The sequence below is a fragment of the Microcoleus sp. AS-A8 genome (assembly GCA_039962225.1).
Lineage (GTDB): Bacteria > Cyanobacteriota > Cyanobacteriia > Cyanobacteriales > Coleofasciculaceae > Allocoleopsis.
Map to the genome: position 1 here is coordinate 60063 of JAMPKV010000004.1, position 24754 is coordinate 84816.

The 24754-nt window shown below is 46.0% G+C and carries 20 protein-coding genes and 1 pseudogene; 12 read left to right on the plus strand and 9 right to left on the minus strand.

Annotated elements, in window-relative coordinates; translation table 11 throughout:
* Positions 1-250 precede the first annotated feature (250 nt).
* Complete coding sequence (locus NDI48_07665) at positions 251-1030, plus strand: 7-carboxy-7-deazaguanine synthase QueE (protein ID MEP0831085.1); 780 nt, start codon at positions 251-253, stop codon at positions 1028-1030.
* Here the strand turns inward: NDI48_07665 and NDI48_07670 are convergent.
* Positions 1027-1671 (minus strand): DUF3318 domain-containing protein, encoded by a 645-nt coding sequence (locus NDI48_07670; protein ID MEP0831086.1) that lies wholly within the window; start codon positions 1669-1671, stop codon positions 1027-1029. The two genes, NDI48_07665 and NDI48_07670, sit on opposite strands and share 4 nt — an antisense overlap.
* 87 nt (positions 1672-1758) lie before the next feature.
* Between NDI48_07670 and NDI48_07675 the strand changes: the two genes are divergently transcribed.
* The 3 genes from NDI48_07675 to NDI48_07685 all read left to right on the plus strand — a co-directional run bounded on the left by NDI48_07675 (position 1759) and on the right by NDI48_07685 (position 7317).
* On the plus strand, positions 1759-2022 hold the full coding sequence (locus NDI48_07675) for a hypothetical protein (GenBank protein MEP0831087.1): 264 nt from the start codon (positions 1759-1761) through the stop codon (positions 2020-2022).
* A gap of 609 nt (positions 2023-2631) precedes the next feature.
* A complete protein-coding gene (locus NDI48_07680; GenBank protein ID MEP0831088.1) occupies positions 2632-6387 on the plus strand; it encodes a response regulator in 3756 nt (1251 codons plus the stop codon).
* 99 nt (positions 6388-6486) lie between these two features.
* Positions 6487-7317, plus strand: a complete 831-nt coding sequence (locus NDI48_07685) for an aminotransferase class IV (GenBank protein MEP0831089.1) — start codon at positions 6487-6489, stop codon at positions 7315-7317.
* Positions 7318-7380: 63 nt separating this feature from the next.
* On the opposite strand, the gene nudC is transcribed toward NDI48_07685, so the two are convergent.
* Positions 7381-8199 (minus strand): NAD(+) diphosphatase, encoded by an 819-nt coding sequence (nudC, locus tag NDI48_07690; protein MEP0831090.1) that lies wholly within the window; start codon positions 8197-8199, stop codon positions 7381-7383.
* Positions 8200-8396: 197 nt separating this feature from the next.
* On the opposite strand from nudC, the gene NDI48_07695 reads away from it, so the two are divergent.
* Positions 8397-8633 carry a hypothetical protein gene (locus tag NDI48_07695; GenBank protein ID MEP0831091.1) on the plus strand — a complete coding sequence of 79 codons (237 nt, stop codon included), beginning with the start codon at positions 8397-8399 and terminating at the stop codon, positions 8631-8633.
* A 280-nt stretch (positions 8634-8913) separates the two neighbouring features.
* Positions 8914-9441: a hypothetical protein gene (locus tag NDI48_07700; protein MEP0831092.1), complete on the plus strand. Its 528-nt coding sequence runs from the start codon at positions 8914-8916 to the stop codon at positions 9439-9441.
* A gap of 96 nt (positions 9442-9537) precedes the next feature.
* Here the strand turns inward: NDI48_07700 and lepB are convergent.
* Both lepB and NDI48_07710 read right to left on the minus strand, forming a co-directional pair.
* Positions 9538-10458 (minus strand): annotated as a pseudogene (gene lepB, locus NDI48_07705) (signal peptidase I).
* A 204-nt stretch (positions 10459-10662) separates the two neighbouring features.
* Positions 10663-11502 (minus strand): nuclear transport factor 2 family protein, encoded by an 840-nt coding sequence (locus NDI48_07710; GenBank protein ID MEP0831093.1) that lies wholly within the window; start codon positions 11500-11502, stop codon positions 10663-10665.
* Positions 11503-11996: 494 nt separating this feature from the next.
* Here NDI48_07710 and murG point away from each other — a divergent pair, with 494 nt between their 5' ends.
* Positions 11997-13082, plus strand: a complete 1086-nt coding sequence (gene murG, locus NDI48_07715; GenBank protein MEP0831094.1) for an undecaprenyldiphospho-muramoylpentapeptide beta-N-acetylglucosaminyltransferase — start codon at positions 11997-11999, stop codon at positions 13080-13082.
* 133 nt (positions 13083-13215) lie between these two features.
* On the opposite strand, the gene NDI48_07720 is transcribed toward murG, so the two are convergent.
* Positions 13216-13701, minus strand: coding sequence for a L,D-transpeptidase (locus tag NDI48_07720; protein MEP0831095.1), 486 nt, complete (start codon positions 13699-13701; stop codon positions 13216-13218).
* Between the two features lie 265 nt (positions 13702-13966).
* Positions 13967-16015 (minus strand): WD40 repeat domain-containing protein, encoded by a 2049-nt coding sequence (locus tag NDI48_07725; GenBank protein MEP0831096.1) that lies wholly within the window; start codon positions 16013-16015, stop codon positions 13967-13969.
* 150 nt (positions 16016-16165) lie between these two features.
* Here NDI48_07725 and NDI48_07730 point away from each other — a divergent pair, with 150 nt between their 5' ends.
* From NDI48_07730 to NDI48_07745, 4 genes are all read left to right on the plus strand, one after another.
* Positions 16166-16999 (plus strand): GNAT family N-acetyltransferase, encoded by an 834-nt coding sequence (locus NDI48_07730; GenBank protein ID MEP0831097.1) that lies wholly within the window; start codon positions 16166-16168, stop codon positions 16997-16999.
* A 75-nt stretch (positions 17000-17074) separates the two neighbouring features.
* Entirely contained in the window at positions 17075-17482 is a 408-nt protein-coding gene (locus NDI48_07735; protein MEP0831098.1) for a 4,5-dioxygenase, read from the plus strand.
* Positions 17483-17997: 515 nt separating this feature from the next.
* Positions 17998-19095, plus strand: a complete 1098-nt coding sequence (locus tag NDI48_07740) for a reverse transcriptase family protein (GenBank protein ID MEP0831099.1) — start codon at positions 17998-18000, stop codon at positions 19093-19095.
* 30 nt (positions 19096-19125) lie between these two features.
* Entirely contained in the window at positions 19126-20037 is a 912-nt protein-coding gene (locus tag NDI48_07745; GenBank protein ID MEP0831100.1) for a hypothetical protein, read from the plus strand.
* A gap of 166 nt (positions 20038-20203) precedes the next feature.
* Here NDI48_07745 and NDI48_07750 read toward each other — a convergent pair whose 3' ends face one another.
* Positions 20204-20353, minus strand: a complete 150-nt coding sequence (locus NDI48_07750) for a hypothetical protein (protein ID MEP0831101.1) — start codon at positions 20351-20353, stop codon at positions 20204-20206.
* A gap of 75 nt (positions 20354-20428) precedes the next feature.
* Positions 20429-20875, minus strand: coding sequence for an NADAR family protein (locus NDI48_07755; GenBank protein ID MEP0831102.1), 447 nt, complete (start codon positions 20873-20875; stop codon positions 20429-20431).
* A 165-nt stretch (positions 20876-21040) separates the two neighbouring features.
* On the opposite strand from NDI48_07755, the gene NDI48_07760 reads away from it, so the two are divergent.
* A complete protein-coding gene (locus NDI48_07760; protein ID MEP0831103.1) occupies positions 21041-23059 on the plus strand; it encodes a family 10 glycosylhydrolase in 2019 nt (672 codons plus the stop codon).
* A gap of 243 nt (positions 23060-23302) precedes the next feature.
* On the opposite strand, the gene NDI48_07765 is transcribed toward NDI48_07760, so the two are convergent.
* On the minus strand, positions 23303-24691 hold the full coding sequence (locus NDI48_07765; protein ID MEP0831104.1) for a lamin tail domain-containing protein: 1389 nt from the start codon (positions 24689-24691) through the stop codon (positions 23303-23305).
* Positions 24692-24754 lie beyond the last annotated feature (63 nt).

The following is a 24754-nucleotide window of genomic DNA, read 5'->3' on the forward strand; positions in this document are numbered from 1 at the left end:
TTCATGCTCCCTGCTTAATAGCACAACAGGCTTAGGGCTACATCGGTAAGACCCTTTTTAGGACGTACTGGCACTCTTCGAGACGCCTAACGCTTCCTTAACGCTACCACGGGTTGTGAACAATCCGGGTAATGAGTACACAGTCCATATCTAGTTGACCGACTACTAGGATACCGGAGATTAGAGTGAGGAGGACTGATGGCCTCCCCCCAACCCCTCCTGCAAGTTAAAATAAGCTATCTAGAACTGAATGCCCTTGGAAACTAAGCTTACTGCTCGCCTCGTTGAAATTTTTTCTGCCATTCAAGGCGAAGGTCTGAACGTCGGGACTCGTCAGATATTTGTCCGCTTTGCGATGTGCGACCTACGCTGTAAGTTTTGCGACAGTGCCCATACTTGGGGCATCCCCTCCCAGTGTCGCATCGAGCGGACGCCTGGAGAGCGGGATTTTGAAACGCATCCCAATCCGGTGCTAGGAAGCCTGCTGCTTAAATGGGTGGAACGGCAAAATCAGCCGGGTTTACACGATAGCTTGACGCTTACGGGGGGCGAACCCCTACTCCATACTCCGTTTCTCGTGGAGTTTCTTCCTTTATTACAACAACTCACTCCATTGCCAATTTATCTGGAAACCGGAGGTCACCGTCCCGAACAGTTAGCTATGGTTTTGCCCTACTTAGACTCGGTGGGTATGGATATTAAGCTCAAGAGTGTGAGTGGCGAAGAACACTGGTCGGCACACGCCGAATTTCTCCAGCTTTGTCATAAATCATCAGTGGAGGTATTTGTCAAGTTAATTGTTGACCGCAATACCGATGCCGCTGAGTTGGAGCAGGCGGCTCAATTAGTGGCACAGGTTAGTCCCCAAATCCCAGTCTTTCTCCAACCGGTCACCCCGTTGGAAGGCTCGAATCAGCCTTTGCGCGTGCCTGCTCCGGAACAGGTTCTTGCTTGGCAAGCTTTAATGAAGCGCACTCTCGCCTCGGTGCGTGTCGTACCGCAGACCCATAAAATGATGGATCAGCTTTAGTACTGTTCCTCGCGTTGGGATTTTACTCTGGCTTTGGCTTGAGATGCACTCTTTTTCAGAGCAGAAAGCCGTGCTTCGTATTTGCGCCGTTGACGCCGACTCGGTGTGATTTCCACCAGGGTTTTCAACGCGCTGCCTAGACTTTTGTAGGCGTTGGGTAGAGTATAACCAAAGCGAGTGGCAAGGGCGATCGCTTTTTCATCAGCCTCTACCGCTTCCTTGAGGGTTTTATCCCCATTGTTTTTTTGATACAACCGCCAGCCGGAAACGCCACACAACGCCAAGGCTAACAAGAGTAGCAAGGCATCCTGTACCCACAGTTCACCTACAGCACCGCCCAAACCAATGGCTAGAGCCGCCATTTCCCAGCCCTCCTTAGGGATGGTATCATTCTGAATCCGAGCCACTTCGTGCCAAAATATCAAGTTGCGCTGGTCAAGAGCAAGTTGCTCCCATTTGACTAGGTCAATTTGAATCTCAACCTCATCTCTGCCAATTTCTTCAGTGCGAAGCAAGGGGGGATTAACTTCAGTGGTTGCTTCTACCATGACCCAGCTCTGCAATTCTGGTGGCAGCAGCGTTTTTAAACGCCGGAGTTCACTCATCTCGGCTCTGGCAGAAGAGGTTGCATAGGATGTCATATTATCTGCCTCTACAAAACTCCAAAGTATCAATTCAAGCTAACCATAAGGGTATCACTAGGAATGGTGGCACCCGGTTAGCACCCTGTGCAAGAACTATGGCAAGGCGTTGTACCCTGCTGCATCCTCTTGTCAAGAGAGCGGTGGGATTTTCCAGCGACAATTGCTCTCCTCAAGCAGGCAAGCCTACTGGCTTACACCGTCTTAGCCCAGCAAGACACTCAAGCATCTCAACCTAACGGCATCGAAGAGAACATAAAACTTGTGTCCTTTACTATTCTCAGTTTAGCTAACTTCGGCAGAATCCCCAGGCGCTCAAAAGATGCGACGAACACAATAAATGATGGTTAGATCTGAAAGTCTCGAATCCCCTGAGTTCATCCTCTCTTTTCCGCCTCAGGAGAGAAGTCTTGTATACGAACACATCCCTGAATAGATAACTCAATCAGCTGCCATTGTAATCAGCCTAAGGTTACAATCAAGCTTTAATACTACTTGACTGTTGTGGGCTACCGATTGGAGGTGGATAAAAATAGACGACAAATCTACATGACCTTAACCCAAAAAGAATTTGCCAAGTTTTGATAAACACTCAATAGGCAAGTTTGTCAGTTTTATGAAGATTAACAGAAATATAACATTTTCAAAAAAGATTAATTCAAACTTTTATTAGTCGTTCCAATAAACTTTTCCGCAAGTAAAAATCTTGAGGAATAACATAACATAGAAAAAATCATGCATATTAAGAGTCAATCCATCTATATTTTGTTCACCAATCCTCTGAAAAAAAACTTGAACATTTCCAAGATGCGTTAGTCGAGTTGGTGCCCATGCTCATACTGCCAAAGCAGCCAGTATCACTTCTTTTCGACTCTCCCGTTAATTCCAAAAACGGTGTCATGCGAAGGGTTAAAAGTCTACTTATTTCGGATGCAACTAAAGGGAATAACCAACATAACAATGGAAGCCGAATCGTTTAAAGTCCTTTTGGTTGAGGGCAACCTCCAAGAAGCTGCACGTTTTGAAAAGTTCTTATCACAAGCCCGAAGGATAAGCTTTGAGCGGACTCATGCTCAGCGGCTTGATCAGGCGCTTAAGCTCTTGGAGCGAAACAGATTTGATGTCATTCTATTAAACCTCTCTTTGCCCGATAGTCAGGGGATGGAGGCTGTAGTGAGCGTCCGTGCCAAAGCATCCCTCACACCCATTGTTGTGGTGACCGATCTTGAGCATGAAGGTCTAGCCATGAAGGCCATAACCTCCAGTGATCAGGAGTATTTGATCAAAGAAGAAGTGAACAGCCCTTTGCTGGTTTACGTTCTGCGCTATGCCATTGAGCGCCACCAAGCTCAGATTGCCCTGGCCAAGTCGCAGCAACAAATGGTCAGCATTGTAGAAAGTATTAGCGATGCCTTCTTTGCCTTAAATCACCAATGGCAGTTTACTTACATCAACGGGCAAGCCGCACAGCTTTTCGATAAAACCCCTGATGAACTCCTCGGTAAAACCTTGTGGGATGAGCTTCCCGAACACGCTAACTCCATTTGCTTTGAGCAATATCACAAGGTAGTAAACGAGCAGGTTTGTGTCATATTTGAACAATTTTGTTCCCATCGTAACCTCTCCTATGAAGTCCGAGCCTACCCCTCTCCAGACGGACTCTACGCTTATCTCCACATTCGCGAGACTTGTGGCGAGGTTCGCTTACGCCAGCAGGTTGAGCAAGCACTAGAACGAGAGCGCCAGCAATTGCGGGAGATTATTGCCAATGCTCCCGTTGCCATCGCCATGTTCGATACACAGATGCGCTGTCTGGTGCATTCTCACAAGTGGTCAATGGATTACGGCTTAGAAGGACAGTCCATGATGGGTCGGACGCTGTGTGAGGTTTTTTCCGACTTTCCACACCGCTGGCAGGCTGTGGTGCAACGCGCGTTAAACGGTGAAGTCTTGTCCCAGCCGGAAGATAAGTGGGAACGAGAAGATGGTTCCACTCTCTACCTCCGTTGGGCCGTTCAACCTTGGTCTACCCCCGAAGGCTCCGTGGGGGGTGTGGTGATTGCTACCGACCGAATCAACGAGTTGGTAGAAGCCAGAGAAGCGGCATTAGAAAACTCGCGACTCAAATCCCAATTTCTCGCCAATATGAGTCACGAAATCCGCACCCCCATGAATGGGGTGTTGGGGATGACCGAATTGCTGGCAAAAACAGACCTTAATCCTGAACAAGTAGACTTTGTGCAGACGCTACGCGTCAGTGCCGAGAATTTGCTGACGCTGCTCAACGACATTCTCGACTTTTCCAAACTGGAAGCCAGTGAAATGCGTCTGGAGATTCAAGAATTTGACTTAAACCGCTGCATAGAAGATGTTGCGGATTTATTGGCAACCGCAGCTCAGAGCAAAGGGTTAGAATTAGCCGTTTTAATTGATAATAATGTGCCGCGACAGTTACTGGGGGATGCTCATCGACTGCGGCAGATTTTGATGAATTTGGTTGGGAATGCGATCAAATTTACGTTTGCGGGAGAAGTGGTGATTCAAGTGTCCTTAGAATTTGAGACTTCGACCTATTCTGAACTACGATTTTCCGTAACGGATACAGGGATCGGCATTGCACCCGCAGACCAAAAGAAGCTGTTTCAATCCTTTTCCCAAGTGGATACTTCCAGCACGCGGCAGCATGGAGGTAGCGGCTTAGGCTTAGCCATTTGTAAGCAGTTGGTAGAACTGATGGGGGGTGAAATCGGCGTTGCCAGTCGAGGGGGAGCTTTCGTGGCGGGGCGGTGGTCGGTGAAAGTGGCTTCACAGCAGGGAAAAAAGAGCAGGAAATCTGCCGTTTTCCTGCCGAGAGGAGCCGAAACACCAGAGAAACCGGAGAAATTTTTCCCACCCTGTGTACTAGCGTGCCCTGCTGAGCTTCCTAAAATCACGCCTCCAACCCTACCATCCCCGCTCCCCCTATCCTCCTGTCCCAAGCAGGGGTCAACTTTCTGGTTCACCTTACCACTGGTGAAACAAGCGAGTAATCTAGCTACGCCACCACCCGCTCTTGATTTGGTTGGGTTGAAATTGTTAATTGTCAGTGGTAACGCCACCATTCGGAAAGTGGTGCATTCTCTGGCAATCTTTTGGGGAATGGATGTCTTGGAAGCGTCCAGTTGTGAAGAAGCTGTCACGGTTTGGCGATCTGTTGAGCGCAAAAACCAGTTTATTGATGTCGCAATTTTTGACTTGAACTTGCTAGACAGGGAAAGCGAAAGTGTCAGAGCGGCTTTGGCTTTAGTGCTTCAAACCCAGAGTGCCAGTCAGGCTGCGACTGATTTAACCCGTAACACTGGCACAAACGCCTGGGAGTCGGTTAATTTACCCGGTTCTAGTCACACAACAGGGCTACATAGCTCAACAAAGTGGTTGCTGATGAACTCGGTGCAAGAGCGATCGCTGGCGTTACGTCTGATGGATTTGGGGTTTAGTGGGTGTATCACCAAGCCCTTGAAAGCCTCTAAGCTATTGGGTTGTCTCAGGCAGGTTTTGATGCCCTTGGATGAGTTGAAGCATCCGAGTCAGGTTACTGTGCTTCAACCGCCCTTACTAACGCCAAAGAGCGTATCCTACCGCTCAAAGGTGAAAATTTTGTTGGTAGAAGATACTCCGACTAACCAAAAAGTTGTACTCAATCAATTGAAAATGTTGGGTTATGAGGCCGATTGTGTAGTTAACGGCAGACAAGCACTCGACTTGCTAACGCGGTGTCTCAGCTTAGCTGGGACTGGCGAGCAAAAACTGTTGGCAGGGGAAGACAGTGAAATGGATGCTCTAGTGATGGCGTCCCAGTGGGATGAAGTCCGAATCGGAGAATTTCCTCACGTCACGCCCGAACTGGGCGTCGATAACACTCCGATTGTTGCGAATGCTTGGCGAACGCTCCGTACTGCCCCTTTGGAGCCATCACGAACAGCTGTTCGTTCGCTGATGCCGTCATCTGCTTCCCCCTATGACATTATCCTGATGGACTGTCAGATGCCTATTATGGATGGTTACGAAGCCACCCACCACTTGCGTGCCTTTGAAGGTGCATCGCGTCGAACAGTCGTGATTGCGATGACAGCAAATGCTTTGGTAGGCGATCGCGAAAAGTGTCTGGCGGCAGACATGGATGACTACATCAGCAAACCCGTAAGGCTAGAAGAATTGGAACAAGTGTTAGAGCGTTGGCTACCGCCGCGAGTCAAGGAATTAGCCAGTTTAGGAATCAAAGAGCCAGAATTCCCATCCGGGCACTTGAGCATTGCCACGACTCAAAACTCACCACCATTGACTCCCAACGTTTATCACCTCTCTAGTCCCTTAACAATTCCCCCATCCGTTGCCAAACATGCCAATGAAGTACCTGTCGATTTAGAGCGTTTGTCAGAACTCTCTAGAGGAGATACGGAATTTCTGAAAGAACTTTTACAAGTCTTTTTAGAAGATGCACTCGTTTACTTGGAAGAATTAAAGAATGCCCTTGCAGTAGGAGATTGTACCACTTTGGCTCGTCGCGCCCACCAACTCAAAGGTTCAAGTGCAACGGTAGCCATCTATAAGATGCCAGAAATCGCCGCTGAGTTAGAGCGTCAGGCTGAAAACAATCAGCTTTTGGGAGCTTCGGAGCTGCTCGTTGAATTAGATGAGATTCTAGAGTGTATTCAAGCCTTCATCAGTGAGGGTTAGGATGCATCATCGTTGATGGGAGTTTAAGCTCATGAGATTATGATTAAACATATTCTTGGTTCATATAAAACGCTCAAAAAGACGTATCGATCATAGAAAATGACTCAACCCATCTGTTACCTTAATGGGAAATATGTTCCATTCGATCAGGCTTGCCTGCCCCTTAATGATTTAGGCATTGTCCGAGGGTATGGAGTCTTTGATTTTCTCCGCACTTATAACGCAGTACCCTTTAAACTCACAGAACATGTTCAAAGGCTGCAAAATTCAGCGAAATTAATTGGCTTGAGTTTACCGTGGTCAACCGCAGAAATCGAAGAGATCACGCAAAATACACTCACACACAATCATCTCCCTGAAGCTAACATTCGGATTGTCGTGACGGGTGGAGCTTCCGCTGACTTTATTACACCTCTCGGTCAACCAAGTCTAATGGTGATTGTCACTCCTGTTTCTAAATATCCCCAGGAATATTATGAACAAGGCATAAAAGTGATCACTGTACCCATAGAGCGGTTCATTCCTAAAGCCAAAAGCCTGAATTATATCTCGGCGATTGGGGCACTCCAACAAGCCAAACAAACGAATGCAGTTGAAGCACTCTATATGAATTCGCAGGGGGATGTATTGGAAGGAACAACTACAAATTTCTTTGTTTTTCGAGGCTCTCAACTCATTACACCGAAAGAAGGTATTTTGAATGGGATCACAAGAGATGTGATTTTGGAACTGGCTAAAGATAGATTTGAAATCGTTGAACAATCGATTGCTTACAGCCAGTTAAATCATTGTGATGAAGCGTTTATCACCTCTTCCACTAAAGAGATAATGCCCGTCGTTCAAATTGATGAGTTATATATCTCGCAAGGTAAACCAGGAGAAAACACTCAAAGTTTAATGCATTTATTTCATAAGTATACGAAAGGCTGATGTGGGGTTTTCTCTATTAACCCAAGCCCTAGGGATAGGCATCGCATGATTGCCCCCAAGACTTTATTGTGTTGAGATAAACCAATCGATCAGTTTTCGAGCAATACTCAGTTTAGGAGGAAGCAACGGCAAATTGTGTTTGCTAAACCAGGCCGCATCTGACAATTCTTCAGGTTCGATCACAATTTCACCACTGGCATAGGTGGCAGTGAATCCAATCATCAGGGAGTTGGGAAACGGCCAGGGTTGTGAGCCAAAATAACGAATGTCTTTAATCTCAATCCCCACTTCTTCACGTACCTCTCGCACCACTGTCTCTTCCAAGGATTCTCCCGGTTCCACAAATCCAGCGATTAAAGCATACATCCCGGCTGGCAACCGGGGGGCACGAGCCAATAAGATCTCTTCACCACGACAAATGAGCACAATAATCGCAGGCGAGAGGCGAGGATAATTAACGAATCCACACTTGGGGCAACGCTTGGCACGCTCATTGGGTAATTGAGTGGTTGGCGTGGCGCAGTGTCCGCAGTACTGGTGGGTACGATCCCACTCTACGATTTGAATAGCACGACCACTGAGTACAAACAAGTCTTCGTCTAACGTTCCGTACAATTCGCGCAGTCCCCGCAAAGCCATGCCATCAAGTAGACTGACATCTTGGGGTAGTTGTGCCGAGTAACAAGGCTGAGCATCCAAGGTGCCGAGAAATTGGGTTCGCACGGGTACCAAGCCAATCTCTGCGAGGTTGATCAGGTTGGGAATTTCGCTGATTGTTCCTTCCAGGCGAACTAAGAGCTGATTGCCGACAAAGGCGAACCACCAAGCGGGTTCAGATTGTACTGCCGGTGGCGCAATGGCAGGGATGAAGATTCGATGCATATCAATAGAGTGCGTTCGTGTAGCGTGCCGCAGATCGTCGCCTTGATCGTATCATTGCGATCGCCATCTTCTAAGGGACTTCTTCAGTAGCCCAGAATGTCCTTTCCGCTCACGGCAAGACATCGCGTTGCTCTATCACCGTAAATACCCTGGCATGATGATTAAGGATGTTGTTTAAAGCAGGGGGAACTTAAATTATGCGGTGTGCCATTATTAGTCGTGCGGGGCAAGTCTTGGCTAGGGGAAGCCTGGTTCTTCACAAAGGCGATGAGGGTGAATTGCGCTTGGATTTGCAAACCGATGGAGGAAGGCTGATCGAGGGTGGAATCATTGAGCCGGATGGAGATATGACATCAGCCAGTGAACGGTTATTTAGTCGGTTCTTAGAAGTCTGGGGTATGAGCGATTTGACGTTGACTGTCACAGTCCGATAAGCGATCGCTTTTGGCACCACTGTGTTGGTAAGCGAATAATATTAGTTTTAAACAAAGAAAACGCTGAACACAATTGCTATTGGAGAATTCTCTAGGCCAAAAACCGGATTGATTAAAACCGTGCGATTGCCTTGTTGGTGCCGCAGGTGATCACTTTCCTACAGATCGGTTGTTTTTCTGGGACAGATACTCCACCCATCCCCAATAGGGTTTACCAATAAATTAGGCTAAAATCTGCTCAAACCCAGTATTCAGCTATATACGTGGTGGGGGGAAGCAAATGGTTCGTCTAAAAGGTTTGTTGGTTGGAGTAACGGCCATGATGTTGGGGGGTGTCGCGACTGTCGCCGGTCTTGGAGCAACCACACAACCAGCATCCGCTCAGGCGGCCTATGGCAGTTATGTGGGTGCTGGAGCGACCTTTGGGATTAATGACGGCCCACAGGGCAATGGTCGGCAAATCGGTGGAGTGCTGGCAGTACGCTACAAACTTTTGGAACTTCCTTTATCTCTGCGAGCACAAGCTTTGATTGGCGCTGGTACCGCTGTTGTGCCTACGATTTCCTATGATGTGCCTCTAAACTGGCAAACCGATGCTTATCTAGGTGTCGGAGCCGCCTTCGCCAGTGGGGATACACCTTCACCCGTGGGCGATAAGACTAGCTTGGCACTACAACCGGGTGTCGATTACGTCGTCCCGAATAGCAATACAGTTCTTTTTGGCAATGCGATTATTGCCTTCGACGCCTATCGCAATGGGGGAGGAACAGCCGTTTCCGTTCAAGGCGGCGTGGGTGTGAGATTTTAACGAATGACTGATCAAAAGGGACTGAACTCGTTGGGGTGGCCAGTAAATTTTGTAAGCTTTACCCACAATATAGCCTTGTTTTAAAAATCCCCAAATGTGGGAGTCAAAACTGTTGTTGCGATTGTCACCCATGACAAAGTAAGAGTCAGCCGGCACTACCTGCTGTTCTAATTCATAGATGGGAGGTTCTTCAATATAAACTTCTTGTAGCGGTTGGTTGTTGATATAAACGATGCCGTTGGTAATGTGAATCATTTGCCCCGGTTCCCCAATCACGCGCTTAATGAAATATTCTGCTTCGTTGTTGTTGGACTGATTGTCCAGGCGTTTGGCCGCGTCAGGTACTCGAAAAACGACCATGTCTCCCCGTCGTGGGAAGTAAGGGCTGGATTTGTGGACTAAGATTCTGTCTCCTACCTGGAGCGTCGGTAACATAGACTTGCTGGGTATCTCGAAAAGTTCTATTTTTTGCTCAATCCATAGGGGCAGATAGTTACTAATGAGTCCAACAACAAGGACGAATAAAGCAATGAGAGTAATTAGATGTGACTTTGCTTTTTTAGGCTTGGGAAAAACCACAAACGCATCGTAACAAGCGACCGCTGAGATAATAGGAATAAATACAATTAGATGAGAGAAAATATTAGCAAGGCTGGAAAAAATAATAATTAATGACAGGAGAAAACCACCCAAAATGGCTTTTTCCAAATAAAATTGACCCAGTCCTGGTAAGATTCGAGAGAGGAAAACGGCAAACCAAGGGTCTTTGTTAATTCTGGGAATTTTTTCAGATAACTGAACATTTAAGTGCCTCCTCGCACAGAAGTAGGCATCAAATAGATTCAAAATATAGATAGCAGTGATGGGGAATAAACAGCTAATCCCAGTCACCGTATTGCCGTTAGGACTGAATATAGACCAAGCCGCGATCGCAATCAATACCAGTTGACTGCATAGAAATCCTATTCCCCTGACCCTCTCACCGACGTATAACTGTCCTATACCTGGAAAAAACATCGAAAGATTAACAGCTAACCAGGGTTCGGGGGAAAGTTTGATGCTTTGACCCTCTACAGCAATCAAGGGCATTGTTTTGAGTTTTAAATCCGTAAACTAGCTCTGGGGGTAGTTTAACTTTAGCAAAACGCTGCAATGCCCGTACTCTCTTATAAGGTCGGCGCTGGGACGCGCTACAATCGCAAGATTTAGCGCGGGAGGATGTCACCGGATAGACTTTCTCGAAGTCGAGGAACCATTCACAACCTGTAAGCGCTGCGTAACCATTGTCATGCCATCCTTACGCACCAACACCGCTGACAGCCAATGGTCTTGGGGTTTCGTCGGGGCTTTACCCATCTTAAAAATTCCACCGGCTGGTAGTAAATCCAGCTTAAATTCACTCGGTTTAGCATAGAGATCGGGCTTAATCGTGTCTTCCAAAGCCCCCCCTAGTAGCAAACTATCCCCCAAAGGTTCCTTGACAATCACATCAAAGCTAAAAGACTGACCGGGACGCACCTGCTCTGGTAGCTGTACTTCAATATGGGGAGGATTGGTACCGGACATCTGTTGCGTGCGCTCTGCCAAAATTTCCTGCTGCACAATTTTTTGGTTTTCAATGCGCTGGCGCGATCGCATAGTGGATTCGAGTTTCAGCGTCGTACCATTACTTGGCTTCGTTCCCGTAATATACGTCACCGTTTCTGCAACAACTCCATTGCCCTCACTTTTCCAATCCTTGAGTTCTGTACGGTAATTCAACTGGGAGTAGCGCTGCCACAGTTGACTGATCGCTTTTTCCATGGAACCGCGTGTCAAACCATCGGAATGTTTGAAATTACCACCGTAGAACTGCATCACACCCGGAACATCACGACGATTTGCGGCTGCATCGATTTGCGTCAACATGTCTTTAAGCTGAGGAGGTGCTGTTTCGGGGCTTTCCGCTTGCACAATCCTGGCCCATCCCATGGTAAGACCTAAACTGAGTACAAACAACACTGACCAGCTCACACGGAGAGACTTGGCAAAGGATATCAGGGATTGGGAGCGCTTTTGCATAGAACTTACTGGATTGTGCATTGAGAGCATACTAGGGGATAGTTTAATAAACGCCAATTTCGTCTAAATAATTGAAGCTTGGAGGCTCCATTCGTTACTTTATAACTGATTGTCGATCTTAGCTTACTCGTCGAAAGCCCCACACTCTACCTGTATCTTTACCTGAGAGTAAAGCTACCTACCGGAACAAGCACACTCTTGGCGACTGCACGAATTTGATGAGACCTTTTGTAGGAATGATTGAAACCTCGCCCATGAATATATCGAATAATGATTGAGATTCCCGTTCGGCAGAGTAAATTATTGAGGCGTAAGACAGTGGAAGAGCCTAGGGAGTAAAATTGCCGGATTGGACATTGGGGGAATCGTAGGAAATAGTTTATATAGATATAGATGGTTACACCGTATTCCAGAAGGATACTCAAGTTGCCAATTTACAGCTAATCTTTAGATTTTAACGGAAAGTCCAGCCGCCCGTAGGAGAACAAAGAACCTTGCATCACCCACCCATTCGATTGTTGATTGCTGCCAGTGGCACTGGGGGGCATCTATTTCCCGCGATCGCCGTCGCCGATCAGCTACAAGATTATAAAATTGAGTGGCTCGGTGTCCCCGATCGCCTAGAACGAGAGCTAGTCCCCGCTCAATACCCCCTCCACACAATTCCTGTCGAAGGCTTTCAACAGCGTTTTGGTCTAGGTACACTGCGAATCTTAGGGCGTCTGGTAGCATCCATTCTCCAAGTACGACGACTCCTCAAAACCGGTCAATTTGATGGCGTCTTTACAACTGGCGGTTACATTGCAGGACCAGCGATTATTGCCGCACGGATGCTAGGCTTGCCCGTGATTTTACATGAATCGAACGCCATCCCTGGAAAAGTCACGCGTTGGTTTAGTCCCCTGTGTACTCGTGTTGCTCTAGGGTTTGCCTCAACGGCCAAATACCTACCCAAGGTGAAAAGCGTCTATGTGGGGACACCCGTGCGCTCTAGTTTTCAAGAACCTCAGAAGCTGGAATTGCCGATACCTGAAGACGTACCCTTGATTGTAGTGGTTGGGGGTTCCCAAGGTGCGATCGCGGTGAATCAACTGGTGCGTCAATGTGCCCCGGCTTGGTTTGAGGCCGGTGCCTGGATTGTGCATTTAACCGGTGAGAAAGACCCTGACGCCCAAGCCCTCCAGCATCCTCAATATTTTCCTATGCCCTTTTATCACAATATGGCAGGGCTACTGCAACGCGCCAATTTGGCCGTTAGCCGCGCTGGTTCGGGTTCATTAACAGAACTGGCGATTACGCAAACTCCTGCTATTTTGATTCCCTATCCATTTGCCGCGGAAGACCACCAAGCCTTTAATGCCGCCAGTTTTGCCACTACGGGAGCGGCTCTGGTTTTTCGTCAGACGGAACTGACCCCCGAACTGTTGGAAAGCAAGGTGTTGCATTTACTCCAGTCACCCCAAGTATTGCAGACCATGGCGCAAAAAACGGCGGATCTCGCGGTCGCGGATAGTGGTGAACGCTTAGCCGACTTGGTGCGTCAGCTTGTGGAGCATAAGTCTAGTGAGCTGAACGCTTAATTAACAAGTGGCACAGTTTACTCGCAGAGTCTAGCAATCATCAGGACTGACCCAAATTTGAACCTGTAAGAAAGGTGGGCATTGCCCACCTCTACATGTGTGGTACTCAAACTTGCGCTAGAACGGCTTACCGCTATCGGCGAACAACCACAGGTGTGCCGATAGGTGCCCAGTTATATAACCAACGAGCACTAGCGGTTCGCAAGTTAACACAACCATGACTGACTGGCGTACCAAAGCGGTTATGCCAGTAGGCACCATGCAGGGCATAGCCGCCAGAGTAATACATTACGTAAGGAACATTGGGTACGTTGTAGTTTCGACCACGCATTCGAGTTGAGCGGTGCTTGGATTGAACGGAAAAAGTGCCAAGACGAGTCGGCGTGCGCCGCTTTCCGGTTGAAACCATGAAAGAGCGAACCTTTTTTCTGCCATTCCAGGCAGTGACTCGCTGAGCAGAGAGGTCAACTTCAATCCAGCGCCCTCTACGTTGTTGTCGGGCAACGAGGATTTGAGGGTTAGCGCTGAACTGAGTTTCTAAGTTAGTCTTCCCGGCAAAAGCTGGAAGATCCCAAGTTCCTAACGCCACTAAAGCGAGTGTAGCGCCAAGCGATAACACTTTTGAGTAAAGCGTTTTTGCTGAGAGGCTATACCTTGTCATAAGGGCCCACCATACGAAGCTATGAAATTCTCAGAGAGCGAGGCAGCCTCGATATCTAATGAAATGCTTTGGCTAACTCGCTCTCCAGGTCGATCATAAAACAGTCTGGGGCTGGTGTCTTCTTTCCTGTTTCTTTCTAGATTGGTTAGTGTCTGTGAAGCTTGCCGTTACCATCAGTTCACTCTCGGATTCTCAGATATAGCCGCTAAGGCAACTCGATACCCTACTCAGCCCCAGGAGAAGTGGGTATGCGCCAAATCTTGACTAAACCTTCTCTCCCGCCACTGACAAGAATTTGATTATCAGCACTGAACGCTAAAGAAGCAACTGTGTTGGGATGTCCTCTCAAGGTATCAATTAACTTCCCAGTTTGGAGATTCCAGAGTGTGATGCTGTTACTCTCGTTGTCTGTTGCTAAAATTTGCCCGGAAGGGCTAATGGCAAAGGCACGGGAAGGACTGTAGGAAGAGAAATGAAGACTGCTAAGAGGCACCGTGCCGACTAACTTTCCTGTTGGTAAACTCCAGGCATTGATATCGCCCTTTCCATCCGTCCCCATTAGGACTTGTCCATCAGGTGAGACGCGAATGTCACCAAATGACTGTATAGGTAAAGTGCCTTTGAGCTTCCCTGCCTGCAAGTCCCAAACTCTCACCTCATCCCGGTATTGCTTACTAAAGAGCGTTTTGCCATCAGGACTAATAGCCAGGGAGAAAAACCCCTGGTATCTATTTTCCGACAAGGTGTGGCGTAATTGCCCCGTGGCTAGATTCCAAACCTTAATTGCATCTTTGCCATCATTGATACCGCCGCTAATCAAGGTTTGTCCATCAGTACTGAAGACAAGCTGATCAATGCTGCTGCTGTCACCTCCAGAGAGGGTAGTCTTTAGCTGCCCTGTCTTGAAATTGAATACCTTAATTATCTGGCTGCCACCAGCTCTGACACTGCTAGTAGCAAGAGTTTCTCCATCGGGGCTAGTTGCGATCGCGCACCCAAGTATTCCTGTTTTCAGAGTGTAAAGCAATGCTCCAGAATCACGATTCCAAACCTTAACCTCACCATTGTTATTGGCACTACAACTGGCGATTGTCTGTCCATCAGGGGTAAGGGCAACTGTATAAACTCCCCAACCTTGTTGAGGGGCGTTTTGATGGGCGTTAATAGTACGAAGCAATTGTTCATTTTGAAGAGAATCAGAAATCAGAGCCGGTACGCCCCAGATAGTAAGGCTACCATTGCCAGCACTAAAGAGAGTTTGTCCATCTCGGCTCAGGGCAAGCGCTTGGGAACCGATGCTGACGGTACGCGATCGCTCTCCTGTTTGAAGGTTCCACAACATAACATCCCCAGAACTAGCGATCAGCGTTTGTCCATCTGGGCTAAAGGCGATCGTATTAACTGAGTTACCCGATCCAGCTTTCAGGCTATGCACAATCTGCCCTGTCTTCAAACTGCGAATGCGAATCGTATTCCCTTCAATATGCCCCTTTGAGACATCATCAATCGTGGAACTAGCCACAAATTGTCCATCGGGACTGATAGCAACTGAGTTTACTGAATAACTGAAATAGCCTGGGTAAGGTGAAAAATTATCGCTGTAGGTTTGTAGTAACTTCCCTGTTTTGAGATTCCAAATCCTCAACGTTTCATCAACACTACCACTAGCCAGAGTTTCTCCATCTGAACTCAGGGCAAGGGCTGACACTGACTGTGTATGTCCTGTAAGAGTACGGATTAACGCCCCAGTTTCGAGATTCCACAGCTTGATTGTCTTATCCCAACTCCCACTGGCGAGAATTGTTCCATCCTGACTAATGGCAACAGTCCTTACAACATCGGAATGTCCAGCAAGGGTACGAATTAACTGCCCTGTGTTGACATCCCACAGTTTGATTGTTTTATCTCCACTCCCAGTGACAAGAATTTTTCCATCAGGACTGATGGCAACGTCTGCAACTGGACTGGTGTGCCCCTTCAGGGTACGTAAGAGTTGTCCCGTCTGAGGATTCCATAGCTGGATACTTGGCTCACCTGTGCTAGCCGTAGCGAGTAGCTGTCCATCTGGGTTAACAGCAACAGCACTAACTCCTCCCTTGATGCCAGGAATGATACGGATGGGTTGATTTTGTTGCCCAGAATCAGTCAGTGCAGGAGTTGTATTAGTAACCTGTGCCGTGCTTGTCAGTTGTGCGGCTTCTTGAGAAAGGGAGATTGCTGTTAAAGCCACAGTGGCAGCAACCGTCCACAAGGAGGCTGTTTTCCAAAACATTAAGTTAAGGCGAAGAGGTATCTCTAACTCAATGACTCGGAGGTTACTCTGTACGTTCCGCAGATCGCACTCCCATTTGCAGGGTGAAAGCTAGCCGCATTTTCACACCTCTCGCCCAGTTCTGTATATAAAATTGAGAGAGGGGAGACGATGCAGATGATAGAAGAAGAATTTAGAAGATACGACGAAATTCAGTTACTTTTTGAAGGACTGATTGGGAAAAATATTTATTTGCCCAGCCAATTTGTTCCAGAGATGAAAGTTGAACAAACAAAAAATTACGTCTTCATCAATTCTGGCTACAAAACAGATACGTTTAATCTCGTTATTAGTAAAAAATTCGATAGCGAAGACGGAAGGCGTATTATTGCCGAGGTGTGCGAAGAGTTTAATTCAGCTCGTTTACCAGCAGCTTGGTGGACTTGTGAAGAATTTCGGGATGCTTATGTCTCTTCAACCTTAGATGAGCATGGATTTATCGAAGATGAAGTGGACATGGGTATGGTTGCGAATCTTGATGATTTATCCCAAGACATTCAGTACCCGCCTAATCTAAATTTCCGCATGGCAACGTCTTTTGAAGGAATCTCTGAATTTGGAAAGATTATCGCTTCACTTTTTGAGCAGCCAGATGACTTCGTTATGTCATTTTATCAGCGGGTGGGCGAGTTGGATGATTTGGAGAATCGTCCTTTGAAATTGTTTCTGGGGTATGTCGATAATAAGCCTGTTTGTACAAGTTCAATCTTTTTGCTTCGTCAGACAGCAAGCCTCTTCGATATCAGTACGCTTCAAGAATTTAGAAGTCGCGGTTACGGCTCGGCAATCACACATTACACACTGAGTTATGCCAAGAAATTTGGAGCGCGTTTTGCCACCCTTCAGGCAGCGCCGGATGGTCTAAATATCTACAAGCGAATGGGCTTTAAGGAAGCTTGCACTTTCCGAATTCACTCAAATAAAAGAAGGGTTCTGGGATATTAAGGAAGTAATGCCTAACACCTTATTGCATTGGACGGACAAGAGTCTCAGTTATGATGCAAGTATTGTCTGCTGCCAATGAATTCAACCGTTACGATTAGTTCACGCTCAGATACAGTGGAGCTAAGCGCGATGAAAGATACTGCCCAGATTACTGGTTTTCATGCTCATATCTACTTCAATACTGCCAGTCGTGAGGCGGCTGCGCGTGTACGCGAAGGATTGGGCGCGTCTTTTGAAGTGCAACTGGGGCGTTGGCATGACAAACCGATTGGTCCACACCCAAAGGCAATGTATCAAGTTGCGTTCTTACCAGAGCAATTTGGCAAGGTTGTCCCCTGGTTGATGCTCAATCGTGAGGGTTGGGATATTCTCGTCCATCCCTCAACAGGCGACGATGTGGGAGATCATACCGACCGTTCTCTGTGGTTGGGAGAGAAGTTAGAGCTTAATATCGAGTCTCTCCGACGGCTTGGGACAACTTAACAAGACTATGCAGCCAAAAATGGTTGTGTTCAATGAGGGCATCGGCATGGGCGATCGCAGTTGACTAACCTTGTTGGTACTGAAATAGTTGGAATTCACAAGAGCAGAGCGATCACCTCCTTACTGTTCAACTCTAGGTCACAACCTCTATGCAGACTGAGCCGTTCCTGAATTGGGTGGCATCTGTGGGTAGTCAAGCTGCTTTCTCAGTCGCTACAGGAAGATGTGTGGAAAATTTCAGTAGCCACTCATTTCAAACGCAAGCTGCTAAACTGACTATCATGGATGTCTATAGAGAAATATTGATTCCGTTGTTGATCCTGCGACGGCGTTATCCAAAGTCAGCTTTACGCTCGATCGAATTAATCCGATTGCGATTTGCAGTAAGCGAGAATATATTCTGTAGACATCCTTCACCTATAAGATTTTATAATTAAGCCTCAGTAGAGCTGTTCTACAGAATTGGTAACAAGTTTTTAGTCACTAAAGGTGGGTTGCGCGAGTAAAAAAGATTTATGCCGGACAGCGATCAGCAGTCAACCCCATCAAAAACTTCCATCAAACCTGAGCTTCATAAGGAATGCGAGGAACTCCGCAAACAGTTCTTTGCAATGAAAACGCCTAGGGATGTAGCACAGCTTCTAGAAATACCATACCAACGACTTGTCTACCACCTATATCAGGTTCCTCTTGAGGAAAGATATCTAACTTTTGAACTGAAGAAGAAGTCAGGAGGCGTTCGTATAGTATCTGCCCCTGCTAGTGCTTTAAAGCTGATTCAGAAGAAACTGAATCAAGTTCTACAATGTGCGTACCAACCTAAACCTTCAGTTCATGGATTCACTTTTAGCAAGAATATTACTACTAACGCTAAGGCACATACAGGAAAAAGATATGTTTTGAATATTGATTTAAAAGACTTTTTTCCTTCTATCAACTTTGGCAGAGTGAGGGGAATGTTTATTGCAATGCCGTATTCTTTTAGTCCAGATATAGCAACGATTTTAGCACAAATTTGCTGCTATAACAATCAACTACCCCAAGGAGCACCTAGTTCACCAATAGTGAGTAATATGGTATGTGCGAAGCTCGATAGCCAACTTCAACAACTGGCTAGAAAACTTAGATGCACTTATACAAGATATGCTGATGATATAACCTTCTCGACAACCGTACCAAAATTTCCTAAAGAGTTGGCGTACTTGATAGACATCAATGAGCAGCAAAAACTCGTTTTAGGTGATGGGTTATTGTCAATTATTAAAGATAATGGATTTCAAATAAATGAAAAGAAGATTAGATTGCAATCAAAAGATGAGCATCAGGAAGTTACTGGTTTAACAGTCAATCAATTCACCAATGTAAATCGCAATTATATTCGTCAAATCAGAGCTATGCTTCATGCCTGGGAAAAGTTTGGACTTGAATTAGCTGAAAGAGAACATCGAATAAAGTATTATTTTAAGCAGAAAAGTCCCTACAAGAATATACCTTCATTTAAACAGGTTCTTCGCGGAAAGATTGAGTTTGTTGGAATGGTAAGAGGCAAAGAAGACCAAATTTATCAAAAATATTTAAATCATTACTTAAGACTAAATAATCCGGTAATTTGATGTAATTAAAAATTACAGTCTTTTGTAAAAATGACGCAGAATGATGATGCGCTTAGGAAAGATATCAATGAGCTAAAGAGTGAAATAATCACTCTGAAAGCTAGCTTTAATAAGTTAATTGTAATACTAAGGATTAATATTCCTGACCTTCAGGAAATTATACCCATAACTGAGAGTAACGAATCTAGGAAAACTTCTATTTCGATTATAAATTATTCTTCTATCCAATCTCATAAAATAAAAGAACTTATAAATTCTTGCAACAAAAATTTGAGTAGCTGTAAAGAAAATGGTTTATTTATTGAATTCTGCTCTTCTATTGCAGGATTAATTGAAGACGTTATTCGATTTTTTTTGAGAAGGAAGTTTCGTGAACTGCAAAACGGGAATAACGAAGACTTACTAGAAGCCTGCTCATTGCTGGAGAGAGATACATCAAAACCCTGGAAAATGCCAAAATTGTATATAAGTCGTAATGATGTAATTAGATTTCGTCAGCAATTTGGAGATGAAGATGATACTTATCATCCAGATGGCGATAAGTATTTATCTTTAAGCAGCTTAGAAAAAGCACCATCGATATTTATGTTTGAATTATGCTTTATCTTACTATTTAGAGATAATTTCCATCAACAAAAAAAAGATTTTTCCTATTCAGGGTACATGAAGATAATGAAAAATAATAGACAAATAATTTCTGCTGCTACTCAAAGACAACCCAGAAAATTAGCCAATTCTTCTAGTAATTTAAATATGGAGTATTACTATCGTCTTAACAACGTAAGAAAATTCCGAAATATATATGAACATAATAAAAACAACAAAAGCAAGCAAGAGGAAGAAATCAGAGAGCTTAAGGATTATATAAAAATAGATTTGGATAACTATGATGGCATAATAAAAGCGGTTCAATGGCTGTTATTTCAATTGGATTATCCTTAGAACCACGAAGAAAAGATAAATGCAATTTTACATTTTTCATAGTTGCAAAGCTACTGAATATTTTATACAGAACAAAACTTTTGATAGCGATTAAGACGCCTAGTTCAAGCTTTGGGTATACATTGTAGATTGTCTGCTGTCGGTAAACTGTTCCGTTACGACCAGCTCATTCGTTAGATGCAGTAAGAAAACCAAGGGCGATCGCACTCCCATTCGCCGAGTGAAGGCTAACCGCATTTTCACGCCTCTCGCCCAGTTCTGTAGCTAAATTGAGAGCGATCGCCCCACGCTGAATGTAACTGTTGATGAAATACAACGCGCTCCTTTGAAGTACCTTGTGATAAATCAATCCGACCGGATTTCAGTGTGCTTGACATTCATCCCTAACTCATTAAACAGAATCGGCATTACGCAGATTTTCTCGAACTTCCATTAAAATCAGCCCCAATTGATTTTTGCCACTGCCGTCTTTGCCACAGCCCCAATAATAATCGACAGGAGAATTTTCAACGATTGGTTCATCGTTGGTGGAAAGTAAGATTTCGCGAATGTCGGCATGGGTTTCAAATTTACGTAAAACGGCTTTCCGCATAATGTCGTCTTTGACTTGTTCCCAATCTGGACGCAGAGGGCGTTTTCGTTCACGCCCCATTTTCGCCGCATCTCTTGCTGTTTTCACCTCCCGAATTTGGTCAGCGTGAAGTGTTCCGGCAAACTTTTGGGCTTGAAAATAGTGCTCGCTGGTAGGCCAATAAACGCCATCCAACTCGAATCCATGGGGCGAAAAATTGGAAAAACAACCGTAGCGATCGCGAGTACCGTAGAAGTAAATCGTCATCTTTTGGTCGTTAGGGCGATTGTGTTTTCTAGTCTACTCATTGCGGGGAATTGATCTCCCTTCCTTTGAGGCTTCGGGTGGGGTAATAGTAAGTGGCGACCAAATCTTAAATTAGCCAAGACCCAGAACAAGGTTAATATTGAGCCAAGCTAGCTCTGATTGACGATGGTATCTGCCTCAACTTCCTTCTCTGACATTCAGAATCATTGGGCACGCTTATTCATCGAAGCCTTAGCCCAACGTGGCCTTGTTAGCGGGTTTCCTAACGGAACGTTTCGCCCCAACAACTCCATGACTCGTGTTGAGTTTGCGGCTATTATTGCCAAAGCCTTTACGAGACCTTCAAAGCGGCAGTATGTTGGCTTTGTCGATGTGCCTCCCAGCCACTGGGCTGCCACTGCCATTCGCAAAGCTTACGAAACCGGGTTTATTAGCGGCTTTCCCGATAAGCACTTCCGCCTAAACGATAGAATTTCTAGGGTGCAGGTTTTAGTGTCCCTAGTCAGTGGCTTAGAGATGGCCTCGAAGGTCAAATCTGACCTGATAGCAGGACTTCCCGTGATTTACCAAGATGCGGCGGCAATTCCTAGCTATGCCAACGATGATGTAGCGATCGCCACTCGTGCGGGAATTGTGGCAAACTATCCCAATATCAAGTTACTCGGCCCCAATGTTGCAGCAACCCGTGCCGATGTCGCGGCGTTTGTCTATCAAGCTTTAGTGTATCTGGGTGAAGCTCCTCCAATCCAATCTAACTATATTGTGGTTCCCCCACAACCCGGTGTTCCCCTTTATCCGACGGTTACCTTGAGTCATCGCCGGGAATTCCGAGGCGTGTGGGTGACAACGGTGTGGAACAGTGATTGGCCTTCCAAGCCGGGGCTTCCGGTTGAACAACAAAAATCTGAACTGCTTAACATCCTAAACCGGATACAAGCGCTAAATTTCAACGCCCTAATTTTACAGGTACGACCGGAAGGGGATGCCCTGTACGCCTCTCAATTAGAACCTTGGAGTGGTTGGCTGACAGGAACTCAGGGGAAAGCACCCTCACCCTTTTATGACCCTTTGGAGTTTGCGATCGCAGAATGCCACAAGCGTAACATTGAACTCCATGCTTGGTTCAATCCCTACCGCGCCAAAACAAATGCCAAACCAGGTGGCACGGTTCGCCCTCACATCACCATCACCAATCCCCAATACGTTTACACCTGGGGCAATCAGTTGTGGATGGACCCAGGCGCACAAGTCATTCAAGACAGGGCTTACAATGTAATGCTCGATGTAGTGCGCCGCTATGACGTGGATGGCATTCACCTGGATGATTATTTTTATCCCTATCCCATCCAAGGAAAGTCGTTCCCCGACAGCAAAACCTACTCCGCCTATAAATCCGCTGGCGGTAAACTCAGCTTGGGCGACTGGCGGCGGGACAATGTGAATAAAATGGTTCAGCGCTTATGGGCAGGGATTAAGGCCACAAAACCCCATGTCAAGTTTGGTATTAGCCCCTTTGGCATTTACCGCCCCGGACAACCACCTCAGAGTACTGGACTAGATGCGTATAGTGTGCTATATGCGGATGCGAAGAAATGGTTGGAACAAGGCTGGGTGGATTATCTAGCGCCGCAACTCTACTGGAAGATTAACCAAAAAGGCCAGAGTTATCCCGTGTTGCTGAAGTGGTGGACGGATATTAACGCTAAGAAACGACACATTTATGCGGGTAACAATCTAGGGCAGTTGGATGGCAAGAGTTGGAAGCTTCCAGAGATTAACAAGCAAGTTGAACTCACGCGCAACCTGTATGAGAAGTCCTCACTGGGGAATATCTTCTTCAGTATGAGTGCTTTCACGGAAAATCGTCAGGGCATCTATAACAGCTTCAAGTCTTCGCTGTATGCCAAACCCGCACTAGTACCGGCGATGGCATGGCGAGATAGCTTACCCCCCTTCCCGCCAGTGGGACTAGTCGCGAAGAACCGCCAACTGTCTTGGAAGGCGGCTGATAATCAGGATGTTCGTGCTTGGACGCTTTATAAGCAGAGTGCTGGTAAATGGACGCTTGAGCGAATTTTACCGACGGCGACAAGGGTAGCAACGGTTGAACCGGGAACCTATGCCTTGTGTGCAGTGGATAGGATGGCGAATGAAAGTGCGGGAGTGGTTGTTACAGTGAGTTGATAATAATTCGCCTTCTTCACCTTAATTAGGGTCTTAATATCTATGTTTTTTCCCGTTTAATTGGGAATAGACCGCGATCGCGTCAGCCTGCGGTCGGCATATCCGCTAATACTTTTTCGCCTTTGTTCGGTTATGTCTACTTTCGATATCTTTCTGTTGAGCCTTTGTGTTTTAGGAGTTGGGAAAAGGCGCTCGCACAATTGATCGATTTCTTCAGTTCATCTGCGAGCGAATGCCTCTTTCTCAGGACAATTGGCAACCGTAGTTGTACACTTCTTCTTCGCCCGAACGGTCGATAATCGCCCAATGGACTGTGTTGAGTTCAGGAATTTGTAACATAAATATCCAGTTAGCTTCTATGCTTTCCCCTTTTGTGGGGAGCATCGGTGTCTGTGGGGTACACAGGGTAATTTTAGTGGTGGGTTTTCGCAGATAGTGGTAAGCCGAGGGTACGTGATCGCCATTAAAATAGGCGTATGGCACACCCACAGCAGCAGCATTATCTGCGATCGCGTCTACAGCAGAGCCTTCTTCTGTGTTGTCACCTTCAAAACTATCGTATGCCAAAGTTAATGCTTCCTCAAAAGTTACCTGACCGCCTAAAGCTTGTTGTGCCTTAATCGCTTCTGGAGCTGCCTCTAGGATCAGATTGTCATAGCCAAGGGATTTTGTCAGATTAGATAACTTCTGACTGTGCTCAGTATAAGCATAGCTAGACATCAAATTTCCCTGAGCATCATACAGCCGTCCCTCATTTGAAGAGTTATTCCAAACAGAGCGTTTGCTACCGAAAGAGAAGCCGCCTGACTCTGGATGCACCTCGTTAGTATAAACTCGACACTCAGCTCCTTTTTTTAATACTGTCCCTGTGGGAAAAGAGAATTCCTGATTGCAATTTATGCCTTGAATTTTCCAGCCTGATATATCTATATCAACCAGACTCTCGTTGACAATAGCGATATATTCGTCCGCCTCTGTGGATTTAACACTTCCATCTGAAAAAATTCTGCTTATCCTGACGTGGGGTGTCGCCTTTGATAGATCGAGTATTGCATACAACCCTTCTCCATCAGGACTAGAAACGAGAATTTGATTGGCTTGCTCGTCAGGTTGAAAATCTATAATTGAACTGCCATTGCGTTGATAGAGAAATTTAACTCCAGCAAAAATCGGATGCTCGTTATTAATGGGTTGATTTCCTGAAATCCCGTTATAGCCCTCTTTAAACTGTAAACCCAATTCGCAAAGAAACCAGTTAAATTCATACCCTGTAGCATAGTCTTCATCTTCCGTATCGGCAGCTAAGTAAACGTTCCCTCCGGCGTTAACCAAATCTCTGAGTATATCGTCATAAATAGTTGTTTCATGTGTAAAGATCGCATCCACATTTTCTGGGATATCATATCCTACAGTCCATATATGACCAGCTTTAGTCATTGTCTTTGCTAAAGCAGATTCCGATTCGCGTCGATCCGGGTCAGAGTAAGAATGAAACTTGCCTGGACGACCGCCCGTGAACCAATTAGCAATATTTTTGGCAAAAATTGCCGCGTCAGGAGATTTTTCAAATCCGAGGTTACTTAAAGTTGAAGCATCATTAGCGAGAATTATTTTGCCTAATTTTTTGTTCATTTGAGCGGCTCCTAAGTTTTTTAAAATAGCAAAGCAGTTGAGTTTTCCTTAGAGGTTTAAACG

Excerpts from the sequence above, each read along its gene's own strand:
- NDI48_07665 (MEP0831085.1), top strand. The coding sequence starts at position 251 with ATGCCCTTGGAAACTAAGCTTACTGCTCGCCTCGTTGAAATTTTTTCT.
- NDI48_07670 (MEP0831086.1), bottom strand. The coding sequence starts at position 1,671 with ATGACATCCTATGCAACCTCTTCTGCCAGAGCCGAGATGAGTGAACTC.
- NDI48_07680 (MEP0831088.1), top strand. The coding sequence starts at position 2,632 with ATGGAAGCCGAATCGTTTAAAGTCCTTTTGGTTGAGGGCAACCTCCAA.
- NDI48_07685 (MEP0831089.1), top strand. The coding sequence starts at position 6,487 with ATGACTCAACCCATCTGTTACCTTAATGGGAAATATGTTCCATTCGAT.
- nudC (MEP0831090.1), bottom strand. The coding sequence starts at position 8,199 with ATGCATCGAATCTTCATCCCTGCCATTGCGCCACCGGCAGTACAATCT.
- NDI48_07695 (MEP0831091.1), top strand. The coding sequence starts at position 8,397 with ATGCGGTGTGCCATTATTAGTCGTGCGGGGCAAGTCTTGGCTAGGGGA.
- NDI48_07700 (MEP0831092.1), top strand. The coding sequence starts at position 8,914 with ATGGTTCGTCTAAAAGGTTTGTTGGTTGGAGTAACGGCCATGATGTTG.
- NDI48_07710 (MEP0831093.1), bottom strand. The coding sequence starts at position 11,502 with ATGCAAAAGCGCTCCCAATCCCTGATATCCTTTGCCAAGTCTCTCCGT.
- NDI48_07725 (MEP0831096.1), bottom strand. The coding sequence starts at position 16,015 with ATGTTTTGGAAAACAGCCTCCTTGTGGACGGTTGCTGCCACTGTGGCT.
- NDI48_07730 (MEP0831097.1), top strand. The coding sequence starts at position 16,166 with ATGCAGATGATAGAAGAAGAATTTAGAAGATACGACGAAATTCAGTTA.
- NDI48_07735 (MEP0831098.1), top strand. The coding sequence starts at position 17,075 with ATGAATTCAACCGTTACGATTAGTTCACGCTCAGATACAGTGGAGCTA.
- NDI48_07740 (MEP0831099.1), top strand. The coding sequence starts at position 17,998 with ATGCCGGACAGCGATCAGCAGTCAACCCCATCAAAAACTTCCATCAAA.
- NDI48_07745 (MEP0831100.1), top strand. The coding sequence starts at position 19,126 with ATGACGCAGAATGATGATGCGCTTAGGAAAGATATCAATGAGCTAAAG.
- NDI48_07755 (MEP0831102.1), bottom strand. The coding sequence starts at position 20,875 with ATGACGATTTACTTCTACGGTACTCGCGATCGCTACGGTTGTTTTTCC.
- NDI48_07760 (MEP0831103.1), top strand. The coding sequence starts at position 21,041 with ATGGTATCTGCCTCAACTTCCTTCTCTGACATTCAGAATCATTGGGCA.
- NDI48_07765 (MEP0831104.1), bottom strand. The coding sequence starts at position 24,691 with ATGAACAAAAAATTAGGCAAAATAATTCTCGCTAATGATGCTTCAACT.